Origin of the sequence: Acinetobacter sp. CIP 101966 (genome assembly GCF_000369725.1) — a bacterium.
Lineage (GTDB): Bacteria > Pseudomonadota > Gammaproteobacteria > Pseudomonadales > Moraxellaceae > Acinetobacter > Acinetobacter lwoffii_Q.
The window spans coordinates 244,321-264,867 of sequence record NZ_KB850160.1; the positions used below are offsets into that span (position 1 = coordinate 244,321).

General features: G+C 45.2%; 14 protein-coding genes and 3 pseudogenes. 13 read left to right on the forward strand and 4 right to left on the reverse strand.

Annotated features, from left to right (window positions below):
* Window positions 1–3 precede the first annotated feature (3 nt).
* The 6 genes from F891_RS07160 (at window position 4) to F891_RS07190 (ending at window position 8,422) form a co-directional block, all read left to right on the forward strand.
* Window positions 4–984, forward strand: a complete 981-nt coding sequence (locus tag F891_RS07160; RefSeq protein ID WP_004730958.1) for an NAD(P)H-dependent flavin oxidoreductase — start codon at window positions 4–6, stop codon at window positions 982–984.
* 144 nt (window positions 985–1,128) lie between these two features.
* Window positions 1,129–2,219 (forward strand): IS4-like element ISAba1 family transposase gene (locus tag F891_RS17345; RefSeq protein ID WP_085940413.1). Its coding sequence is split into 2 segments (ribosomal slippage): window positions 1,129–1,669 and window positions 1,669–2,219, totalling 1,092 coding nucleotides; the frame shifts between segments, so codons are not numbered across the junction.
* Window positions 2,220–2,383: 164 nt separating this feature from the next.
* A complete protein-coding gene (locus F891_RS07175) occupies window positions 2,384–4,186 on the forward strand; it encodes an acyl-CoA dehydrogenase C-terminal domain-containing protein (RefSeq protein WP_005262936.1) in 1,803 nt (600 codons plus the stop codon).
* A gap of 128 nt (window positions 4,187–4,314) precedes the next feature.
* Window positions 4,315–5,154, forward strand: coding sequence for an alpha/beta fold hydrolase (locus F891_RS07180; protein ID WP_004730953.1), 840 nt, complete (start codon window positions 4,315–4,317; stop codon window positions 5,152–5,154).
* Window positions 5,155–5,166: 12 nt separating this feature from the next.
* Window positions 5,167–6,663, forward strand: coding sequence for a flavin-containing monooxygenase (locus F891_RS07185; RefSeq protein ID WP_005262938.1), 1,497 nt, complete (start codon window positions 5,167–5,169; stop codon window positions 6,661–6,663).
* Window positions 6,664–6,739: 76 nt separating this feature from the next.
* Entirely contained in the window at window positions 6,740–8,422 is a 1,683-nt protein-coding gene (locus F891_RS07190; RefSeq protein ID WP_004730948.1) for an AMP-binding protein, read from the forward strand.
* A 70-nt stretch (window positions 8,423–8,492) separates the two neighbouring features.
* Here F891_RS07190 and F891_RS07195 read toward each other — a convergent pair whose 3' ends face one another.
* Window positions 8,493–9,716: a CaiB/BaiF CoA transferase family protein gene (locus F891_RS07195; protein WP_004730946.1), complete on the reverse strand. Its 1,224-nt coding sequence runs from the start codon at window positions 9,714–9,716 to the stop codon at window positions 8,493–8,495.
* A gap of 356 nt (window positions 9,717–10,072) precedes the next feature.
* Here F891_RS07195 and F891_RS07200 point away from each other — a divergent pair.
* A pseudogene (locus F891_RS07200) lies at window positions 10,073–11,345 on the forward strand (MFS transporter).
* A 74-nt stretch (window positions 11,346–11,419) separates the two neighbouring features.
* Here F891_RS07200 and F891_RS17830 read toward each other — a convergent pair.
* Window positions 11,420–11,581 (reverse strand): annotated as a pseudogene (locus F891_RS17830) (MarR family transcriptional regulator); the annotation flags it as partial.
* A gap of 2 nt (window positions 11,582–11,583) precedes the next feature.
* On the opposite strand from F891_RS17830, the pseudogene F891_RS07205 reads away from it, so the two are divergent.
* Window positions 11,584–12,381, forward strand: a pseudogene (locus tag F891_RS07205) (AMP-binding protein); the annotation flags it as partial.
* 109 nt (window positions 12,382–12,490) lie between these two features.
* Here F891_RS07205 and F891_RS07210 read toward each other — a convergent pair.
* Both F891_RS07210 and F891_RS07215 read right to left on the reverse strand, forming a co-directional pair.
* Entirely contained in the window at window positions 12,491–13,168 is a 678-nt protein-coding gene (locus F891_RS07210) for a type 1 glutamine amidotransferase domain-containing protein (RefSeq protein ID WP_004730940.1), read from the reverse strand.
* Window positions 13,169–13,339: 171 nt separating this feature from the next.
* The gene (locus F891_RS07215) at window positions 13,340–14,224 is read right to left on the reverse strand and encodes a LysR family transcriptional regulator (RefSeq protein ID WP_004280289.1); all 885 of its coding nucleotides are present in this window, start codon (window positions 14,222–14,224) and stop codon (window positions 13,340–13,342) included.
* A 177-nt stretch (window positions 14,225–14,401) separates the two neighbouring features.
* Between F891_RS07215 and F891_RS07220 the strand changes: the two genes are divergently transcribed.
* The 5 genes from F891_RS07220 (at window position 14,402) to F891_RS07240 (ending at window position 20,535) form a co-directional block, all read left to right on the forward strand.
* The gene (locus F891_RS07220) at window positions 14,402–15,931 is read left to right on the forward strand and encodes a CoA-acylating methylmalonate-semialdehyde dehydrogenase (protein ID WP_004280287.1); all 1,530 of its coding nucleotides are present in this window, start codon (window positions 14,402–14,404) and stop codon (window positions 15,929–15,931) included.
* Window positions 15,932–15,942: 11 nt separating this feature from the next.
* On the forward strand, window positions 15,943–16,833 hold the full coding sequence (mmsB, locus tag F891_RS07225; RefSeq protein ID WP_005262947.1) for a 3-hydroxyisobutyrate dehydrogenase: 891 nt from the start codon (window positions 15,943–15,945) through the stop codon (window positions 16,831–16,833).
* A gap of 85 nt (window positions 16,834–16,918) precedes the next feature.
* Window positions 16,919–18,568 carry an AMP-binding protein gene (locus F891_RS07230; RefSeq protein ID WP_005262948.1) on the forward strand — a complete coding sequence of 550 codons (1,650 nt, stop codon included), beginning with the start codon at window positions 16,919–16,921 and terminating at the stop codon, window positions 18,566–18,568.
* A 46-nt stretch (window positions 18,569–18,614) separates the two neighbouring features.
* Window positions 18,615–19,742, forward strand: a complete 1,128-nt coding sequence (locus F891_RS07235) for an acyl-CoA dehydrogenase family protein (protein ID WP_005262949.1) — start codon at window positions 18,615–18,617, stop codon at window positions 19,740–19,742.
* A 19-nt stretch (window positions 19,743–19,761) separates the two neighbouring features.
* The gene (locus F891_RS07240; RefSeq protein ID WP_005262950.1) at window positions 19,762–20,535 is read left to right on the forward strand and encodes an enoyl-CoA hydratase; all 774 of its coding nucleotides are present in this window, start codon (window positions 19,762–19,764) and stop codon (window positions 20,533–20,535) included.
* The last annotated feature ends 12 nt before the right edge of the window (window positions 20,536–20,547 follow it).

Genomic DNA, 20,547 nt, shown 5'->3' on the forward strand with positions numbered 1-20,547 from the left:
TTTATGAAAATTCAGACCCGTATTACCGAGCTTTTAGGCATTCGCTATCCAATTATTCAGGGCGGCATGATGTGGGTCGGTACCGCAGAAATGGCCAGTGCCGTATCTAATGCAGGTGGCTTGGGAACATTAACGGCATTGACTCAACCGACGCCTGAAGCCTTGGTCAAGGAAATTGCACGCTGCCGAGAAATGACCGATCAGCCTTTTGCGGTCAATCTGACTTTATTGCCCGCTGTGAATCCGCCGCCATATGCAGAATACCGACAGGCGATCATTGAAAGCGGTATCAAAATCGTAGAAACAGCAGGCAACAAGCCACATGAACATATTGAGGCGTTTAAGCAACACGGCATTATTGTCATTCATAAATGTACTTCCGTCCGTCATGCGCTTTCAGCACAAAGAATCGGTGCGGATATCATTTCGATTGATGGTTTTGAATGTGCGGGCCATCCGGGTGAAGACGATATTCCTGGCCTGATTTTAATTCCTGCCGCTGCGGATCAGCTTACTGTGCCGATTGTGGCCAGTGGCGGTTTTGCTGATGGCCGTGGTCTGGTCGCAGCTTTGGCTTTAGGTGCTGAAGGCATCAATATGGGTACACGCTTTTGTGCGACTCAGGAAGCGCCGATCCATTCAAACATCAAACAGTTCTATGTCGATAATGATGAAAGGGCGACACATCTGCTGTATCGACAGTTCAGGAATACTGCCCGTGTTGCCAAAAATGCGGTATCTGATCTTGTGGTGAAAATGAGTGAAGATCCAAACCTGCAATTTGAACAGATTCGTCCCTATGTCAGCGGTTTAAAAGGCAAGCTCGCTTTAGAAAATGGCGATATTGATGCTGGTGTACTGACTGCAGGTCAAGTGATGGGATTGATTCATGACATTCCGACTTGTCAGGCGCTGATCGAAAATATCATGCAGGAGGCAGAGCAGATTGTTCAGCAACGTTTAGCTCAATTTTTTCCACGTTAATCAACTTTAGTGAAGTCGCTGAATAGAAAAGCCATTCCACCATGAATGGCTTTTTTCATCCTGTATATTTTTTCTCTGTACACGACAAAAATAGATAACTCATTGAAATAATGTCATAATAATTGTTTTCTAACGACGAATACTATGACACATCTCAATGAGTTATATCTTATCTTAAACAAATATCTAAAATGGAACAAGTCACATTTAAAGTGCTTTGCGCTCATCATGCTTGTGATTATTTTAAAGCAAACATGTAATCTTTCTTCTGCATCTAAAGCCTTGCCCATCAAGTGCTTACCACAATCATTTTATCGACGTATGCAGCGCTTCTTTGCAGGTCAGTATTTTGATTATCGTCAAATTTCTCAGTTGATTTTCAATATGTTTTCATTCGACCAAGTGCAACTGACTTTAGATAGAACCAATTGGAAATGGGGAAAACGAAATATTAATATCCTGATGCTCGCAATCGTTTATCGTGGAATAGCGATACCTATCCTTTGGACATTGCTTAATAAACGTGGAAATTCAGATACGAAAGAGCGTATTGCTTTGATTCAACGCTTTATAGCCATTTTTGGTAAAGACCGTATTGTGAATGTGTTCGCAGACAGAGAGTTTATCGGTGAGCAGTGGTTTACATGGTTAATTGAACAAGACATCAACTTCTGCATTCGTGTTAAAAAAACTTCATTGTCACCAATCATTTAGGAAAGAATCATAAAATTAGTGATTTATTTCGCCATCTTAAAGTTGGTCAAATTGAATGTCGTAAACGACGGATTTTGGTTGGTCGGGTGAAACTATATATAAGTGCACTACAGTTAGAAAATGGAGAGCTTTTACTCGTCGTTTCTCCTCAGTTTAATGCCAATGCTATTCAGGATTATGCATTACGCTGGGAAATTGAAACCTTATTCAGTTGTCTCAAAGGACGCGGGTTTAATCTTGAAAATACGCGCTTGACAGACCCTAGACGAGTGAAAAAATTGATTGCGGTGTTAGCTATAAGCTTCTGTTGGTGTTACTTAACGGGTGAATGGCAACATGATCAAAAAAAAGCGATAAAAATAAAGAAGCATGGACGACTCTCAATGAGTTTATTTCGCTATGGTTTAGACTATGTTCAAATGGCGATTCAGCGTTTAATTGGTTTTGGGAAAAAAGAAGAGTTTAAGGAAATTTTGGCAATTTTAAGAAGGCAGAACCCTGATAGGATAAGGGTTCTGTGAAATTTGTCGTGTACAGAGATATTTTTTATTTTTAAATGGGAAATTTCATCGAATGACTAGATTTTATTCTTTAAATTATATTATAGTGGATTTAAAACATAATTTCGTATTATGAAATTAATTGTCATAAATATACAAATTAGAACTCATACAAGGGAATTACGATGAGAAATTATATTGCGCCATTAAAAGACATGAAGTTTGTCCTGAAAGACCTGTTAAACGTTGAACAGAAATATCAGGGCTATGCAAAATTCGCAGACAAGGTTTCTATGGATATTATGGAGCAATATCTGGAAGTCGCTGCGGACTTTTGCCAAAACGAACTTCTACCGATTAATGCGACAGGCGACCAGCAGGGTTGCCGTTTGCAGGATGGCGTCGTAACCACCCCGGATGGGTTTAAAGCAGCTTATGACAAATATGTAGAACTCGGCTTTACCTCATTAACTGGTGACGAAGCATATGGCGGTCAGGGCTTCCCGACCTTATACCGTATTGCCATTTCTGAAATTATTACCGCAACGAACTGGTCTTGGGGCATGTACCCAGGCCTGTCCCATGGTGCCATGCGTACTTTAGAGCACCACGGTAGCGATGAACAGAAACAGAAATTCCTGGTACCTTTAATTGCAGGCCGCTGGACTGGAACCATGTGCTTGACTGAATCTCATGCCGGCTCTGATCTTGGCCTGATTCGTACCAAAGCTGTGCCAAATGAAGACGGTAGCTATAGCATCAGCGGTGAGAAAATCTTTATCTCAGCCGGTGAACATGACCTGGCTGAAAATATCGTGCATATCGTACTGGCACGTTTGCCAGATGCACCTGCGGGAACCAAAGGTATTTCGCTGTTTATTGTGCCGAAATACAATCTGGATGAAGCAGGTAATGTGGCTTCCCGTAATGGTGTGGTGTGTAGCGCCATTGAACACAAGATGGGCATTCACGGCAATGCGACCTGTGTGCTGAATTTTGATAATGCCAAAGGTTTCCTGATTGGGCCTGAAAATCGCGGTCTGAACTGCATGTTTACCTTTATGAACTCGGCACGTATCGGTACAGCTATTCAAGGCTTGGCAGCAGCAGAATCTTCTTATCAGGGGGCATTGGCTTATGCCAAAGACCGTCTGGCGATGCGTTCTCTTGAAGGTGCAAAAGTGCCAGGCCAGCCTGCAGATCCGATTATCGTGCATCCGGCAGTACGTAACATGCTGCTGACTCAAAAGGTGTTTGCAGAAGGTTCACGTGCACTTGCATATTATCTGGCGACCTATGCCGATATCGCTGAAGCCACTGACAGCCCGGAAGAAAAGAAAGCAGCTGAAGACCGTCTAGCATTATTAACCCCTATTGCCAAAGCATTAATGACCGAAACCGGCATAGAAGCGGCTAAACATGGTATGCAGATTTTAGGTGGTCACGGTTATATTGCTGAACATGGCATGGAACAGATTGCCCGTGATGCACGTATTGCCAGCCTCTATGAAGGAACTACTGAAATTCAGTCCATTGACTTGCTGGCGCGTAAAGTGCTGGGCTCAAAATTGGGTTTGCTGACCGCATTAACCGATGAAATTCAGGGCTTTGTAAAAGAGCATCAGCAACATATCCAGTTCAGCCAGCAAGTTGCACAAGTCAGCCAGTTGACTGAACAATGGCTGAAATTAACCAGAACCATTCAGGAGCAGGCTCAACAGTCTGCCAATGAAATTGGGGCAGCATCAGTTGACTACCTATATTTCTCTGGTTATGTCGTGTCCGCTTATTTGTGGCTGAAGATGGCAATTACTGCGCAGCAGAAAATTGAAGAAGGCAATACTGATCCGTTCTATGCAGCCAAGATCAAAACTGCACAATTCTTCTTTGCGCGTATTTTGCCAAGAACTTCAACCCACTTTGCCAATATTCAGGCGGGCGGTGAAAGCCTGTTTTTACTTGAACCTGAAGAGTTCAAATTCGATTAAACCTTTTGACCCACGATACTCGTGTCGTGGGTCTTTTTTAATAATTTTTGCATCCTCACCCAATTCAAATATTGAGATTTATTCTCGGATATTGAATAAACCATAAAACAACAAGATCAGGAGTCTATATGGATTTAGACATGATTACTCGACAGTGTCCTTATGCTGATCTGCAGCTTAATTTTCATGAAGTCGGACAGCGTTCTGCATTTCCGACTATTATTTTGATTCATGGCACCGGTGGAAATACCGACAAGCATTTCAGCTATATTTTTCCGATGCTGGGTATTCATCAGCGGGTTTTATCCATTGATTTGCATACCCCCGATAAAGCCGATCTGGCGGTGACTGATTTTAGCCAACAGGTTGAAGCATTGATTCAGCATGCAGTTGCAAAAGATGAAATCATTACAGTGGTAGGCTATTCACTCGGTGCAGTGATTGCTGCACAAGTAGCAGCCAGTTTAAAACAGCGCGTAGCGCGTTTGATCCTGTTAGCCGGTTGGGCCAAAACTAGCTCGGTGCAACAACTGCGTACCGTTATCTGGCAACAGTTATTTACTGAACAATCTGCGGCCTTGCCTCATTTTGTCAATTATTGCCTGTATAGCGATGATTATCTGTCTGCACGAAGCGAACAGCAGGTGCTGGATCTGGCACGCTTTGTTAAACCATCCCAAGATGCAGCCAAACAGCGTGAACTGAATTATCGCATTGATATTACATCAGCTTTATCTGACATCTGTGCAGAGACTCTAGTCGTTGCCTGTCGTGAAGACCGCATGGTGCCTGTAGCGCAAGCTAAACTGCTGTTTGCTTCAATTTCGAACAGTCGCTATATCGAAATTTCTTCAGGACATGCGCTCTATGTCGAAGCGCCAGCCGAAGTGGTGCAACTGGTAAACCAGTTTAGCCAGCATCCAGAACAATATCCGGTGAATCAAAAAATCCAGCCTTATATGCCTTAAAGGAGATAAATAATGCAAGCTAAAGGACAGTGCAGCAAGATTCTAATTGTAGGCAGCGGTTTTGGTGGTTTGGGAATGGCAATCCGCCTTAAACAGCAGGGCATCCACGATTTTAAAATCATTGAACGTGCAGCAGAAGTGGGCGGTACTTGGCGTGACAATACCTATCCCGGAGTCGCCTGTGATGTACCTTCCCATTTATATTCTTTCTCGTTTATTAAAAATCCCAACTGGTCGCGTGTCTTTCCACAAAGGGTAGAAATTCAGCGCTATTTAATTCAATGCTGTGATCAGGAAAATATCCGGCCCCATATTAATTTTCATACCCAACTGGAAAAGGCCAGCTGGAATGCACGAGAACGCATCTGGGAAATTCACACCTCTATAGGTCTGTATCAGGCTGAGATTTTAATTACCGCAACCGGGCATCTGGCAGATGAGCATCTCCCGAAAATTCCGGGGCTGGAAGAATTTGAAGGCCAAGTGATGCATTCCGCGCGCTGGAACCACGAGCTGAATCTGGAAAATCAACATGTCGTTGTGGTGGGTTCTGGTGCTTCTGCCATCCAGCTTGTGCCGGAAATTTCCAAAACAGCCAAAAGCCTGACCGTCTTGCAACGTAGTGCGCCATATATTTTGCCCCGACCAGACCGAGCTTATTCTGAGTCAGAAAAACAGCTTTTCCGCAAAGATCCGGACAGTATGTCGGCCCTCAGACATTCCTTGTTCTGGGGCAATGAATACAATTTTGCCCAACGCCGTAATCTGAAAAGCCAGATTGAGCGGGTCAAGAAAAACTGCCTGCAATTCTTAAAACATCAGATTTCAGATCCTGAATTACAGCGCAAACTTACGCCGAATTATGAACCTGGTTGTAAGCGCTTATTGCTTTCTAATGATTATTATCCGACTTTTCTAAAACCAAATGTCACACTTGAAGACTCAGCATTGGCAGAAGTTATGAAAGACGGTGTATTAAGCCAGGCTGGAAATAAATTTTCTGCAGATATCAGCGTATTTGCGACAGGATTTGAAGCGGCACGTCCACCCTATGCCGCAAAGGTGGTGGGTAAACAGGGTTTAAGCCTGGAGCAGCAATGGTCCAGCGGTATGCAGGGTTATCAGTCAACGACCGTACACAACTTTCCAAACCTGTTCATCCTGAATGGGCCAAATACAGGCAGTGGACATAATTCAGCACTTTATTTTCTGGAAACCCAGTTTGATCTGGTGCTGGATGCCTTGCAGTTTTTTGAGCAGGAACAGATTCAGGTCTTTGAAGCAGATCAAGAAGCTGAAAATAGCTATATGCAGGAGCTACAGCAGCTTTCGCAAGGTAGTGTCTGGTTATCGGAAAGCTGTAAAAGCTGGTATCTGGACCCGGTCAGTCGCAAGCTGACTTTGGTCTGGCCGGATTATGCTCACTCATTTAGAGATAAAAATCAGCATTTTATTCGTAGCAGTTATCACTATCAGTATATTGAATCGAGACAGCAGAAAGTGGTTTAAAAATATTTAATTAAAATCAAAATCTTATGGTTTAAATAATACAAAATAAATGTAAATCCAGGACAGGAGTATAGTCATGAGCATTCAGCCATGGATGGAAGAATATAAAAAGTGGAACATTAATCCGGAGTTTACCCGGCCAGATCCTGAGAAAACCCTGAGCACGACAATTGCTGAGAATTTGGTAAAATTTCAGGATAAAACAGCATTTTTTTATCTGGATCGCAAATTCAGCTATCACGATATCGATGTGTATAGCCAGAAACTGGCTAGCTATTTACAGAGTCTTGGGCTGACTGCTGGCAGCCGTATTGCGGTGATGTTACCGAATATTATTCAATATCCAATCGCGACCTTTGCCATTATTCGGGCCGGTTATGTGCTGGTCAATGTCAACCCCATGTACACCCAGCGCGAGCTCTATCATCAGCTACAGGATTCAGGTGCAGAAGCCTTGATTATCCTTGGACAGACTTTGGAGCAATTAACAGCATTAGAGGAATGTCCTCAACTCAAATATGTTATTTCGACGCATTCGCCAGATTTTATTCAAGAGCAGCAAAGTGCTATTTATAGTCAGGCAACACAATATCCGGATAAACAGTTCTTTGACTTTAGGCAGGCAATAAATCAGGTAGAAATTATTGATTTCAAAACACCTGTACAGCATCAGGAAGATACGGTCATTCTGCAATACACGGGAGGTACCACAGGTGTTTCTAAAGGTGCAGAACTGAGCCATCGCAATATTTTATTTAATATCGCCCAGAACAGTACCGTATTTATCAGCCATTTTGGTGACCGCTATGCCACTGAAAATGAATATGTATTCTGTGCCTTGCCGCTGTATCACATTTATGGATTTACCATCTGCCTGTTCAGTTATGGTTTAAGCCGTGGTTTCGCCAATGTTCTGATTCCAAATCCGAGAGATCTGGATGCTTTGGTAGATCAATACCAGAAACATCCACCGACCGTTTTTCCGGGTGTGAATACCATGTTTAATGCCTTGGCGCATCATTCACATTTTCGTGAACTGGATCATTCAAGCCTGAAAACCACAACCGGCGGAGGAGCATCTATTCTGAAAAATACGGCAGAGTTATGGCATGAGGTTACAGGCTGCCAGATTTATGAAGGCTACGGACTTTCTGAAACCTCACCAACTGCAACTTTTAACCCTCCTTTAAGCCGGCGATTTAGTGGCACGATTGGCTTGCCATTGGCAGGGACTGAAATTCTGATTCTGAATGATGAAGGAGAACCTGTAGAGCTTAATCAGGCTGGAGAAATCGCCATACGTGGTCCACAGGTGATGAAAGGATACTGGCAGCAACCGGAAGCAACAGCACAGGTATTTACCAAAGATGGTTACTTCCTGACAGGTGATATCGGTTGTATGGACGAACAAGGCTATATCACCATTCTGGACCGCAAAAAAGACATGATTCTGGTGTCCGGATTTAATGTTTATCCCAATGAGCTGGAAGGCGTACTGTCCAAACATCCTAATATACTGGAATGTGCAGTGATTGGTATTGATGATGAAAAATCTGGACAGGTACCCAAGGCATTTATTGTGAAACAGGATGAAACTCTGACCCAAGATGAAGTCATGACTTATCTGAAGCAGCAACTGACCAGTTATAAACTGCCGAAATTCATTGAATTTGTGTCCGAACTACCAAAGTCTGCAGTAGGCAAAATTCTGCGTCGTGAACTGCCTCGTAATGTTCAGCCCAGCGCTAAGGCCTGTTAAGGAATGATCTAATCCATTATCTTTAAAGTAAAAAAGGAATCGAAAGATTCCTTTTTTACTGCTTGCAGGCTTATCGCTGCTGGATGATTTTTTTGCTTTTTAGTTCTTCTATTTCAGCAGAACTTAAATATTGACTCAAAATGGCATCGGTATCTTCACCCAGACAAGGTGGGGCCTTTTTATATTCTACCGGTGTCTTGGAAAGTTTAATCGGAGAACCGATTGAAGTGTAATCTTCACGTAAGGTATGCGGCATCTGAATCACCATATCACGTGCCAATACCTGTTCTTCTTGCAAAGTCTGTTTCAGGTCATTGATCATTCCTACCGGTACTTTAACCGCATGAATCAGATCCACCCAGGTTTTTGCCGGTCGAGTATAGAAATGAGCCTGTAGAACTGTGGTCAGTTCTTCACGATGTGTAACACGCCCAGAATTTTTCAAGAAGCGAGGATCTTCTGCCTCCTTAGTCAAACCAACGGCCTGACACAAAGCTTGAAATTGCAGATCGTTGCCACAGGCAATAATAAATTCACCTTCTTGGGCTTTAAACACCTGATAGGGCACAATATTGGCATGTGCATTTCCGAAGCGACCGGGGACTTTGCCTGAGGTGAGATAATTCATGGCCAGAACAGAGAGGGAAGCAACCTGGGTATCCAGCAGCGCCATATCAATATACTGACCTTCACCGGTTTTCTCACGGGACAACAAAGCCGCCTGAATGGCAATTGCGGCATATAAGCCGGTGGTCAAATCGGCAAAGGCCAGACCCGCTTTTTGTGGGCCACCACCGGGCAGGTCATCACGTTCGCCAGTGACACTCATCATGCCACCCATTCCCTGAACGATAAAATCATAGCCCGGCTCTTGCGCACGCGGACCGTTCTGGCCAAAACCGGTAATGGAACAATATACCAGTCGCGGATTTAGCTGGCTCAGACTTTCATAATCCAGCCCATATCGTTTCAACGAACCGGCTTTATAGTTTTCAATGACTACATCACTCTGTTCAGCAAGTTTTTTGATAATACTTTGACCTTCAGGTGTAGATAAATCGATTGCAACCGAATGCTTGCCACGGTTGGCTGACAGGTAATAAGCCGATTCATGGGTATCTTGCTGGTGATTGTTTTTAAGCCAAGGTGGTCCCCAGATACGGGTATCATCCCCATGATCCGGTTTTTCAATCTTGATCACTTCTGCACCCAGATCAGCCAGAATCTGGCTACACCAGGGCCCAGCCAAAATCCGGCTTAAATCCAGTACACGAAATCCTGTTAAGGCACCCATTATTACGCTCCCTGTTCGATCATATTCAAATGACATATCGTTCTTATCCCTCTTTTTAAAGCTATATGAAAATGAAAGAACAATCAACTTTATGATAATAAATTTCGTATAACAAAATAAAACATCTGAAATGATGAATATTCATCTTATTTTCTTTAGCCTGATGCAAATATAAGTATGAACGAAGAACAAGAGGTCACTGATAAAAAGGAAAAAGCGATCTCCCAGACAGGATTAAAAAAGGAGTCAATCAAGTGAATTAAAAACGGATTAGCCTTAAAGCATATTCATTAGCGGAATAGCTTTAAATATAAAAGATCATGAAAACCTAAGGATAGGAAAACAGAGATTTAAATATGACGGATTTAGCGAGAGAATTAGAAAAGATTAAACCTACGACCAAACGAACGCAGCAAATTGCTTTTATTTTCGCCTTTCTGGCTTTACTGGTAGATGGCGCGGACATGTTGCTGCTGTCTTTCAGTTTAAATAGCCTGAAAGCAGAGTTTGGTCTCAGTAATCTGCAGGCCGGTACACTAGGCAGTTTTACCTTAGCAGGTATGGCGATTGGTGGCTTTATGGGTGGCTGGGCCTGTGACCGTCTGGGCCGTGTACGTACCGTAGTCATTTCGATTCTGGTATTTTCCATATTGACCGCAGCCTTAGGCTTTGCACAGAACTTTGAACAATTTGCTGTTTTACGCTTTCTTTCTGCCTTTGGCATAGGCTCTTTATATATTGCAGCCAATACGCTCATGGCTGAATATGTTCCAACTGAATATCGCACCACGGTTTTAGGTACCTTACAGGCAGGATGGACCGTCGGTTATATTGTGGCCACTGTACTGGCAGGCTGGATCATTCCAGAATATGGCTGGCGAACCCTGTTTTTTTATTGCCATTATTCCCTCGGTTATGGCGATTTTTATCCAGAAACTGGTTCCTGAGCCAGAATCCTGGCAGCGTGCACGTTTGCAGCGTCTATATGCCCCAGCTGAAATCACAGCACAGCAACCCGCCAAAAAAAGCACAGTCAAAGAGATTTTCGCGGATCCTGCGAATCGTAGAATGTTTATTTTGTGGATCTTTACGGCCGGTTTTCTGCAATTTGGCTACTATGGCGTAAACAACTGGATGCCGGCATATCTGGAATCTGAATTGCACATGAATTTTAAATCCATGGCAGGCTATATGATTGGTACCTATGTAGCCATGATTTTCGGAAAAATTCTGGCGGGCTTTGCCGCAGACCGTCTGGGTAGACGCGCTGTCTTTTCGTTTGGAGCAATTGGAACGGCGATTTTCCTGCCCGTGATTGTGCTATTCAATACGCCAGATAACATTGCCTATCTGCTGATATTCTTTGGATTCCTATACGGCATTCCATATGCGATTAATGCCACTTATATGACAGAAAGCTTCGCCACCTCGATTCGTGGTACTGCGGTAGGCGGTGCTTATAATGCAGGTCGTATCGGCGCCATGTTTGCCCCTGCAATTATTGGCGCGGCAGCCAGCGGTGGTTCAATTGGCTTAGGCTTCCTGATTATGGGGGGTGCCTATTTCTTGTGTGGCGCAGTGTCCGGGATATTCATTAAAGACCGTCAATACGATCCACAAAAGGCATAATTTCAATTTATAAAAAAGAGCCTGAATTCAGGCTCTTTTTTATATTCTTCAATTAAAGCTATATTTCTATTTGTTTATTCCTGATCCGTTTCTTTATGCAGATGAATACTTTTTAAACCATCATTTACTTTATTGAGCAGATGAATTAGGGTAACCACATCATCAAAAGCCAGCTTATTTAAGGCCTGACCATAAAAATCAAAGAAATCAGCTTGCAAGTTGTCCCATGTGTCCAAGCTGGGATGTAGCCAAAGCAGTGGATCTAATTCATCAGCATCAGGTGAATTTCACCATGGCCTCGACCCCATTCCTGAATGACCTGTCCAATACCCTGGCGGAACAGCATGACAAGGTTGATTCACTAAAAATTTTCCTGTGTGCTGATGCACCCATTCCGGGGCCATTGGTACAAAAAGCCCGGGAAATTCTGGGCATTAAAGTCATATCCGCTTGGGGTATGACCGAATGTGGTGCAGTGACGCTGACCCGACCTGAAGATGAGGATGAACACTCTTTCAATACTGATGGCATCGCTTTGCCAGGTGTGGAAATCAAGATCGTGGATAAAAAAGGTCAGACCAAAGCCGTGAATGAATCCGGGCGTTTGATGATCCGCACCTGTTCAAATTTTGGCGGTTATTTAAAACGTCCACATTACGAGCAGGGCTATATCCGGATTTGTGGACGTAAAAAGGATGTAATTATCCGTGGCGGAGAAAATATTCCGGTCGCGGAAATTGAATCACTACTTTATAAGCATCCGAATATTGCAACAGTAGCTTTGGTCGCTTATGCAGATGAGCGAATGGGCGAGCGTGCTTGTGCAATCATCAAGCTGAAAGATCCGTCACAGCCGTTAAGTTTTAATGAACTGGTAGATTTTCTAAAAACTCATAATCTGGCCATGCAATATCTTCCGGAACGTTTGGAAATCTGGGAGGATATTCCGATGACGCCATCGGGAAAAATCCAGAAATTTAAACTCAGAGAATTACTGGCTCAGCATATTGCCTCAACGACAGTTGAAGCGAACTAAATCTGGGAATAAATAGATAAATTAAACCCTGAATAATATTGCCTTATTCAGGGTTTTTCTTTTTCAAAGAAAATGATCTAAAGGTTTAATGCAAACTTTAGAATCACGTCTATTTTAATAATTTTAATAAGACTTCAGCCGTTGCAGCAGAAGAGGCCGGGTTTTGTCCAGTAATGAGCAGACCATCTTGTTGCACGTATACCTGCCAGTCCTCAGCTTTGGAATATTTCCCACCTTTTTCTTTCAGCATGTCTTCAACTAAAAACGGAACGATGTCTGTCAAACCCACGCCGTCTTCTTCAGTGTTACTGAAACCGGTGACTGTTTTGCCTTCTACAATAGAACGGCCTTCGGAATCTTTCACATCACGCAGGACACCCGGAGCATGACAGACCAGCGCAACAGGTTTATCTGCCTGCAAGGTTTGCTCAATTAAAGAAATGGAATTCTGGTCTTTGGCCAGATCCCATAGCGGTCCATGACCACCCGGATAGAACACGGCATCAAAATCCTGATTTAAGACTTCACCCAACTTGTGTGTATTGGCAAGAGCCTGCATGGCCGATGCATCTGCTTCAAAGCGTTTGGTGGTTTCGGTTTGCGCATCCGGCTCATTACTTTTTGGATCTAGCGGTGGCTGACCACCTGCAGGAGAAGCCAAAACTACCTCTGCGCCTGCATCGACAAAGGTGTAATAAGGCGCAGCCAACTCTTCCAGCCAGAAGCCGGTTTTTTTGCCGGTATCGCCAAGCTGGTCATGTGAAGTCAGTACCATCAAGATTTTCATATTATTTTCCTGTAGCTCGTTAAACATCGTGAATGATCGACTGTTAATTTAACAAGTCACAGAGATCAGGAGTGTTGTGATACGTTCATTTGCTGTATCGATACGTTGTTGTTTCAGTTGATTTAACTAAGGTGTATAGGCTTGCAACGTGAACAGTTTATTCAAGATCTCTCATCTGCCCATTAACAGGTCTTGCTGAAGATCAGCCTGCTTGCGCAGGAAATCCCAGACCAGTTTTATTTTTGGTTCATGTTGCAGATCGACCAGCGTCAGCATCCAGAAAGTGTGGGTAAAACTGAGCTGCTGACCCAGCACCTCTTTCAGTTCACTTTTATCATTGACCAGAAATTTCGGCAAAATGGCCAGTCCAGCACCTGCACGAACCGCAATTTCCTGCGCCAGAATACTATTACTGCGAAAACAGGCACTGACCTGCAAGGGAAGACGCTCCAGCGAATACAGTGCAGTGCTATAGACGAGATCATCAATATAATCGACAAAACGGTGCTGCTGGAGGTCTTCCAGTTTTTTAATTTCCGGATTTTGCTGTAAATAATGCTGGCTGCCATACAGTTTCAGGCAGTAGTTAGACAAACGAGTAATGATATAGGGGCCAGATTTGGGCCGGTCAATCGCGATCACAATATCGGCTTCTCGATGTGAAAGTTTGATCGCTTTCGGTACCGGAATCAGGTCAATGGTCAGCAAAGGATAATGCTGGGAAAATTCTGCCAAAAGACGGGCTAAAAATGCCGTACCAAAACCTTCTGGCGCACCAATCCGGACCCGACCTTGCAAAGGGTCGTGGCGCTTGTCAATCTGGATAAAGGACTGCTCCATCTGTTCCACACGCGGTACCAGTGCCAGACCTTCCGAGGTCAGTTCATAACCGGTGGCTTCGCGCTTAAACAGTTGAGTACCGAGGGTATTTTCCAGGGCCTGAATCCGCCGTGCCACGGTACTGTGTTCAACCCCAATCAAGCGTGCTGCATTGGTAAGCGTTTTAGCACGTGCCAAAACTAAAAAGAAACGTAAATGATCCCAATCCACTTTCATCTTCTATTTAACATCCTGTTAAATCCCTGTGCAAATTTGCACAATCATCGTGCATCATTTTCTATTGGTGGTCAAAGTGTTCTTTGTTAGTCTGCTGAAACAGCGTAAAAATTATACGTTAAATAAAAGCCAGTAAAGGCAAATACAACGACAATAACAAACCAGCACGGAGCGACCATGAACGCCATTTCTCATCCACAGCAAAGTACCGGATTCACCACCGCAAAACTTCTCATTAATGGTGAATTTGTCGAATCAAAAACCAGCCATTGGCAAGATATTGTTAATCCTGCCACTCAGGAAGTCTTGGGGCAGGTGCCATTTGCTACTACAGAAGAAGTCAATGCTGCGATTGCGGCTGCGCAAAATGCCTTTACCAGCTGGCGCCAAACCCCGATCCAGGCACGCATGCGCATCATGCTGAAGCTGCAGGATCTGATTCGTACAAACCTAAAAAGTATTGCCCAGGTCTTAACAGCAGAACAGGGGAAAACTCTGGCCGATGCCGAAGGTGATATTCAGCGCGGTCTGGAAGTGGTGGAGCATGCCTGTTCGATCGGTTCACTACAAATGGGTGAGTATATTGAAGGTGTGGCACGCGGTGTCGATACCTATACCTTGCAGCAACCCTTGGGTGTCTGTGCAGGAATTACCCCGTTTAACTTTCCGGCGATGATTCCACTGTGGATGTTCCCGATGGCGATTGTCTGCGGCAATACCTTTGTATTAAAACCCTCAGAACAGGATCCGCTATCGACCATGATGCTGGTTGAGTTAGCGATTCAAGCCGGTGTACCGGCTGGCGTACTGAATGTAGTACATGGCGGCAAAGAAGTGGTCGATTTACTGTGTACCCATCGCGACATTAAAGCGATTTCTTTTGTTGGTTCAACCGCGGTCGGTACGCATGTCTATAACCTGGCAGGCCAGCACGGCAAGCGTGTGCAGTCTATGATGGGCGCTAAAAACCATGTCGTGGTAATGCCAGATGCGAATAAAGAACAGACCTTAAATGCGTTGGTCGGTGCAGCTTTTGGCGCAGCAGGTCAACGTTGTATGGCACTTTCCGTGGCGGTAATGGTCGGTGAGACCAAGCACTGGGTCGATGAACTGGTCAATAAAACCAAAACCTTAAAGGTAAATGCCGGGCATGAACCGAATACCGATGTTGGACCAGTGATTTCAACCCGTGCCAAATCGCGTGTCATCGATTTAATTAACAGTGGTGTTGAACAGGGTGCTGAACTGCTACTCGATGGCCGTGATGTGCAGGTTCCAGGCTATGAACAGGGTAATTTTGTCGGACCAACGATTTTTAATCAGGTCACGACCGATATGCGCATTTATAAAGAAGAAGTATTTGGTCCGGTACTGGCGATCATGCATGTCGATACTTTGGAACAGGCGATTGCACTGATTAATGCCAATCCGTTTGGTAATGGCGTTGGACTGTTTACCCAAAATGGCAATACGGCACGTACCTTCCAGAACCAGATTGATATCGGTCAGGTGGGCATTAACATTCCAATTCCCGTACCTGTGCCTTTCTTCAGTTTTACCGGTTCACGCGGTTCAAAACTGGGTGATCTCGGTCCTTATGGCAAACAGGCGGTGCAGTTCTATACCCAGACCAAAACCATTACCAGCCGCTGGTTTGAAGATGACCAGGAAACCACTGGTGTCAATACCACAATCAGTCTGCGTTAAGGAGCATCAGCATGAAGATTGCATTTATCGGTTTAGGCAACATGGGCGGCTCCATGGCGCAAAACTTGCTCAAGTCCGGTCATCAGGTTTTTGGTTATGACTTAAGTGCAGTGGCTTTACAGCATTTTGCACAAGCGGGCGGTATCGTCTGCGACAGTCCACAAGCTGCCGCGAAGCAGGCGGAGATCGTGGTCAGCATGTTGCCTGCAGCCAAGCATGTGCGTGAAGTCTATTTGGGTGAACACGGTATTCTGGAGGTGCTTCAAGCGGGCAGCTTATGTATCGACAGCAGTACCATTGACCCGCAAACCATTCAGGAGATTGCCGCAGCAGCGCAGGCCAAGCAGATTCGCGTCTGTGATGCACCGGTATCCGGCGGTACTTTAGGTGCCAAAGATGGCACTTTAACCTTTATGGTCGGCGCAGATGATGCCACCTTTGAGGCCGTTAAACCTGTTCTCGGCTGTATGGGTAAAAATCTGGTACATTGTGGTGCGGTGGGAACAGGACAGGTGGCAAAAATCTGTAATAACCTGATTCTGGGGATTTCCATGACTGCGGTTGCAGAAGGGATGGCACTCGGTGCCAAACTGGGCATTGATCCACAGGCCTTGGCTGGCGTGATTAACAGTTCCACCGGACGTTGCTGGAGTTCTGAAATTTATAATCCGTGGCCCGATATTTGTGTCAATGCGCCGTCATCGCGGGGTTATACCGACGGTTTTGCCGCACAACTGATGCTCAAAGATTTGGGGCTGGCTGTCGATGCCGCGCAACAGGTGGATCAGCCGGTGGTACTCGGCAGCATGGTACAGAAACTCTATCAACAACTGTGTCAGGAAGGTGATGCCCATCTGGACTTCTCCAGCATCATGCATCAATACACCACGCCACCTGCTTAAAACTTAAAAGATTAGATGGAGCAAGGATTCGCTTCAATAATTACACCTTGTCAGTAATAACGATAAATTCAGGCTGAGGTTTAACATGTTAGATTATCAAACAACGGTTCAAGACTTTGATTTAAACACGGTTGCAAGCCAGTATCTCTCCGGTTCAATGCAGGCAGTAAATGCCTGTTATGAATGCTGTGACCGTCATGCCAATTCCGATGCCATTGCCTTGTACTGGCATGGTAAAGATGGCCGTAAAGAACAGTATAGCTTTGCCGAACTCAAAAAATATTCCAGCCAGTTTGCCAACTTTTTAAAGTCTCAAGGCATTGGTAAAGGCGACCGCGTTTCCGGATTATTACCACGTACTCCCGAGTTGATCATTACTATTTTGGCAACCTGGCGGATTGGTGCTGTCTATCAACCCTTATTTACGGCCTTTGGTCCCAAAGCCATCGAGCATCGTATTCAGCTGGCGCAAAGCAAGCTGGTGGTGACTGATCTGGCGAATCGGGACAAATTATCCGAGATCAGCAACTGTCCACCGATTGTGACGGTACATGCCGAAACTGAGGCAGAGCGCTATCCGCACGACCTCAGCTTCTGGACGGTATTAAACCGTCAGGCTGAAGCTTGTGAGCTGGAGATCCTGAATGTTGATGATCCATTTTTATTGATGTTTACCTCGGGCACCACTGGACCAGCGAAACCGCTTAAAGTCCCTTTAAAAGCGCTGATTGCTTTTGCAAGCTATATGCAAAATGCCATTGGTCTGACTCCTGAAGATGCTTTCTGGAATATTGCCGATCCCGGCTGGGCCTACGGGTTGTATTACGCGATTACTGGCCCCTTAGTACTTGGACACTCGACCTTGTTTTATGAAGGTGGGTTTAATGCGGAAAGTGTCTGCGACATTGTTAAGGAATATGGCATTACCAATCTGGCTGGTGCACCGACCGCTTACCGCATGATGATGGCAGCCGATCCTACTCAAATGGCAAAACTGCGCGGTAAATTACGTGTCGTCAGCAGTGCGGGTGAACCGTTAAATCCGGAAGTGATCCGCTGGTTTAAAGAGGTGCTGGATGTACCGATTTATGACCATTATGGCCAGACTGAAGTCGGGATGGTGGTATGTAATCATCATGCCCTGGAACATCCGGTCCGTTCAGGTTCGGCAGGCTTTGCCAGCCCGGGTTACCGAATTGCCGTTGTCGATGAACAGGGTCATGAATTAGCGGCTGACGTCCCGGGAATCTTAGCGGTTGATATCAGCCAATCGCCGATGATGTGGTTCTCTGGCTATGAAGAAAGCCGTAAATCTCCATTTGTCGGACAGTATTACTTAACTGGGGATACCGCAGAAATTCATGCAGATGGCAGTATGAGTTTTGTGGGACGTAGTGATGATGTCATTACTACCTCGGGCTATCGGGTGGGGCCGTTTGATGTGGAAAGTGCCTTGCTGGAACACGATGCCGTGATTGAAGCGGCGGTGATTGGCGTACCGGATCCCGAGCGTACCGAAGTGATTAAAGCCTTTGTGATTCTGGCGAATAATTTTGCAGCTTCGACCCATCTGGAAGAAGAACTCGGTCAATTTGTGAAAAAGCGTTTGTCTGCGCATGCCTATCCACGCCTGATTGAATTCGTGACCGAATTGCCGAAAACCCCAAGCGGTAAAATTCAACGCTTTTTACTCCGGAATCAGGAAATCAACAAACAGCAATCCAAAACTGCATAAGCTCATAAAGCCAATAGATTAAATAAGAAGATTGAAGGAAGCATCGATGCAACTAACGGAAGAGCAAAAACTAATTCAGGATATGGCCAAAAGCTTTGCCCAGGAACAGATTAAACCCTTTGCCGGCGAGTGGGATCAAAAAGGCATCTTTCCCAAAGATGCCTTGGCCCAAATGGGAGAGCTGGGTTTTTTAGGCATGCTGATTCCGGAAGAATGGGGCGGCTCGGGCACAGGCACGCTGGCTTATGTCTTGGCCTTAGAAGAAGTCGCTGCGGCCGATGGCGCAACATCCGCGATTATGAGCGTACATAACTCCGTGGGTTGTGTGCCGATTTTGAAGTTCGGCACGGAACAGCAAAAGCAGCAATTTTTAAAGCCTTTGGCTCAAGGTGAAATGATTGGTGCCTTTGCCTTAACCGAACCGCATACCGGATCGGATGCTGCCGCGATTAAAACCCGGGCGGTCAAGGATGGCGATCATTACATTCTGAATGGCGCCAAACAGTTTATTACCTCAGGGCACAATGCCGGGATGATTATTGTGTTTGCCGTGACTGATCCAGCTGCGGGCAAAAAAGGCATGAGTGCATTTTTAGTGCCGCGAGACACACCTGGCTATGAAGTCATTCGGGTGGAAGAAAAACTCGGCCTGCATGCTTCGGATACCTGTCAGATTGCCTTAACCGATGTCCGCATCCATGAAAGTTTAAGACTCGGTGCAGAAGGTGAAGGCCTGAAAATTGCCTTGGCCAATCTGGAAGGCGGACGGATCGGCATTGCAGCACAGGCGGTGGGCTTGGCGCGTGCCGCTTTAGAAGAAGCAACGGCCTATGCGCATGATCGCGTGGCTTTTGGCAAACCGATTTTTGAACAGCAGGCGATTTCTTTCAGGTTGGCCAGTATGGCGACTGAAATTGAAGCAGCACGGCAACTGGTCCATTTTGCAGCACGCAAGAAAGAAGCCGGTGAAACCTGTTTAACTGAAGCCTCCATGGCCAAGCTATTTGCTTCGGAAATGGCGGAACGTGTCTGCTCCAAAGCGCTGCAGATTTTTGGCGGCTACGGTTATCTGAAAGATTTTCCGATTGAGCGGATTTATCGCGATGCGCGGATTTGTCAGATTTATGAAGGCACCAGCGATATTCAGCGCCTGGTGATTGCACGCAGCCTCTAATTTTAAAAGGATTTATCTCATGCGGTGGCAAACAATTTTATTAGAACAACGTAACGGGGTTGGGCTGATTACTTTAAATCGTCCGCAAGCGTTAAATGCACTGAATAACCAGCTGATTGTTGAAGTCAATCAGGCACTGGATCAGCTGGAAAAAGATCCGGCAATTGGCTGTATTGTGATTGCCGGTTCGGAAAAAGCCTTTGCCGCTGGTGCCGATATTAAAGAAATGGCAGATCTGAATTTTCCGCAAATTTATCTGGATGATTTTTTCAGTCTGGCCGATCGAATTGCGCAGCGTCGTAAACCTTTAATTGCCGCAGTGAGTGGTTATGCTTTGGGTGGTGGTTGCGAACTGGCTTTAATGTGCGACTTTATTTACTGCGCTGATAATGCAAAATTTGGTCTGCCTGAAGTGACCTTAGGCGTGTTGCCCGGCATTGGTGGTACCCAGCGTTTAACCTTGGCGATTGGTAAGGCCAAAGCCATGGAAATGTGCCTGACTGCACGGCAGATGGGGGCGCAGGAAGCGGAGCAAAGTGGTTTGGTGGCTCGGGTATTTGCCAAGGAAGAATTGCTGGAGCAAACCCTGCAAGCTGCCGAAAAAATTGCTGAAAAATCGCTTACTGCCGTGATGATGATTAAAGAATCAATTAATCGGGCCTTTGAAGTGAGCCTGGCTGAAGGCCTGCGCTTTGAACGCCGGGTATTCCATTCCATTTTTGCAGGTTCCGATCAAAAGGAAGGCATGCAGGCCTTTGTGGAAAAACGCCCAGCCAAATTTACCCATCAATAAGAAATTCATAAT

Excerpts from the sequence above, each read along its gene's own strand:
- F891_RS07160 (WP_004730958.1), top strand. The coding sequence starts at position 4 with ATGAAAATTCAGACCCGTATTACCGAGCTTTTAGGCATTCGCTATCCA.
- F891_RS07220 (WP_004280287.1), top strand. The coding sequence starts at position 14,402 with ATGAACGCCATTTCTCATCCACAGCAAAGTACCGGATTCACCACCGCA.
- F891_RS07185 (WP_005262938.1), top strand. The coding sequence starts at position 5,167 with ATGCAAGCTAAAGGACAGTGCAGCAAGATTCTAATTGTAGGCAGCGGT.
- F891_RS07180 (WP_004730953.1), top strand. The coding sequence starts at position 4,315 with ATGGATTTAGACATGATTACTCGACAGTGTCCTTATGCTGATCTGCAG.
- F891_RS07175 (WP_005262936.1), top strand. The coding sequence starts at position 2,384 with ATGAGAAATTATATTGCGCCATTAAAAGACATGAAGTTTGTCCTGAAA.
- F891_RS07210 (WP_004730940.1), bottom strand. The coding sequence starts at position 13,168 with ATGAAAATCTTGATGGTACTGACTTCACATGACCAGCTTGGCGATACC.
- F891_RS07235 (WP_005262949.1), top strand. The coding sequence starts at position 18,615 with ATGCAACTAACGGAAGAGCAAAAACTAATTCAGGATATGGCCAAAAGC.
- F891_RS07190 (WP_004730948.1), top strand. The coding sequence starts at position 6,740 with ATGAGCATTCAGCCATGGATGGAAGAATATAAAAAGTGGAACATTAAT.
- F891_RS07230 (WP_005262948.1), top strand. The coding sequence starts at position 16,919 with ATGTTAGATTATCAAACAACGGTTCAAGACTTTGATTTAAACACGGTT.
- mmsB (WP_005262947.1), top strand. The coding sequence starts at position 15,943 with ATGAAGATTGCATTTATCGGTTTAGGCAACATGGGCGGCTCCATGGCG.
- F891_RS07195 (WP_004730946.1), bottom strand. The coding sequence starts at position 9,716 with ATGGGTGCCTTAACAGGATTTCGTGTACTGGATTTAAGCCGGATTTTG.
- F891_RS07215 (WP_004280289.1), bottom strand. The coding sequence starts at position 14,224 with ATGAAAGTGGATTGGGATCATTTACGTTTCTTTTTAGTTTTGGCACGT.
- F891_RS07240 (WP_005262950.1), top strand. The coding sequence starts at position 19,762 with ATGCGGTGGCAAACAATTTTATTAGAACAACGTAACGGGGTTGGGCTG.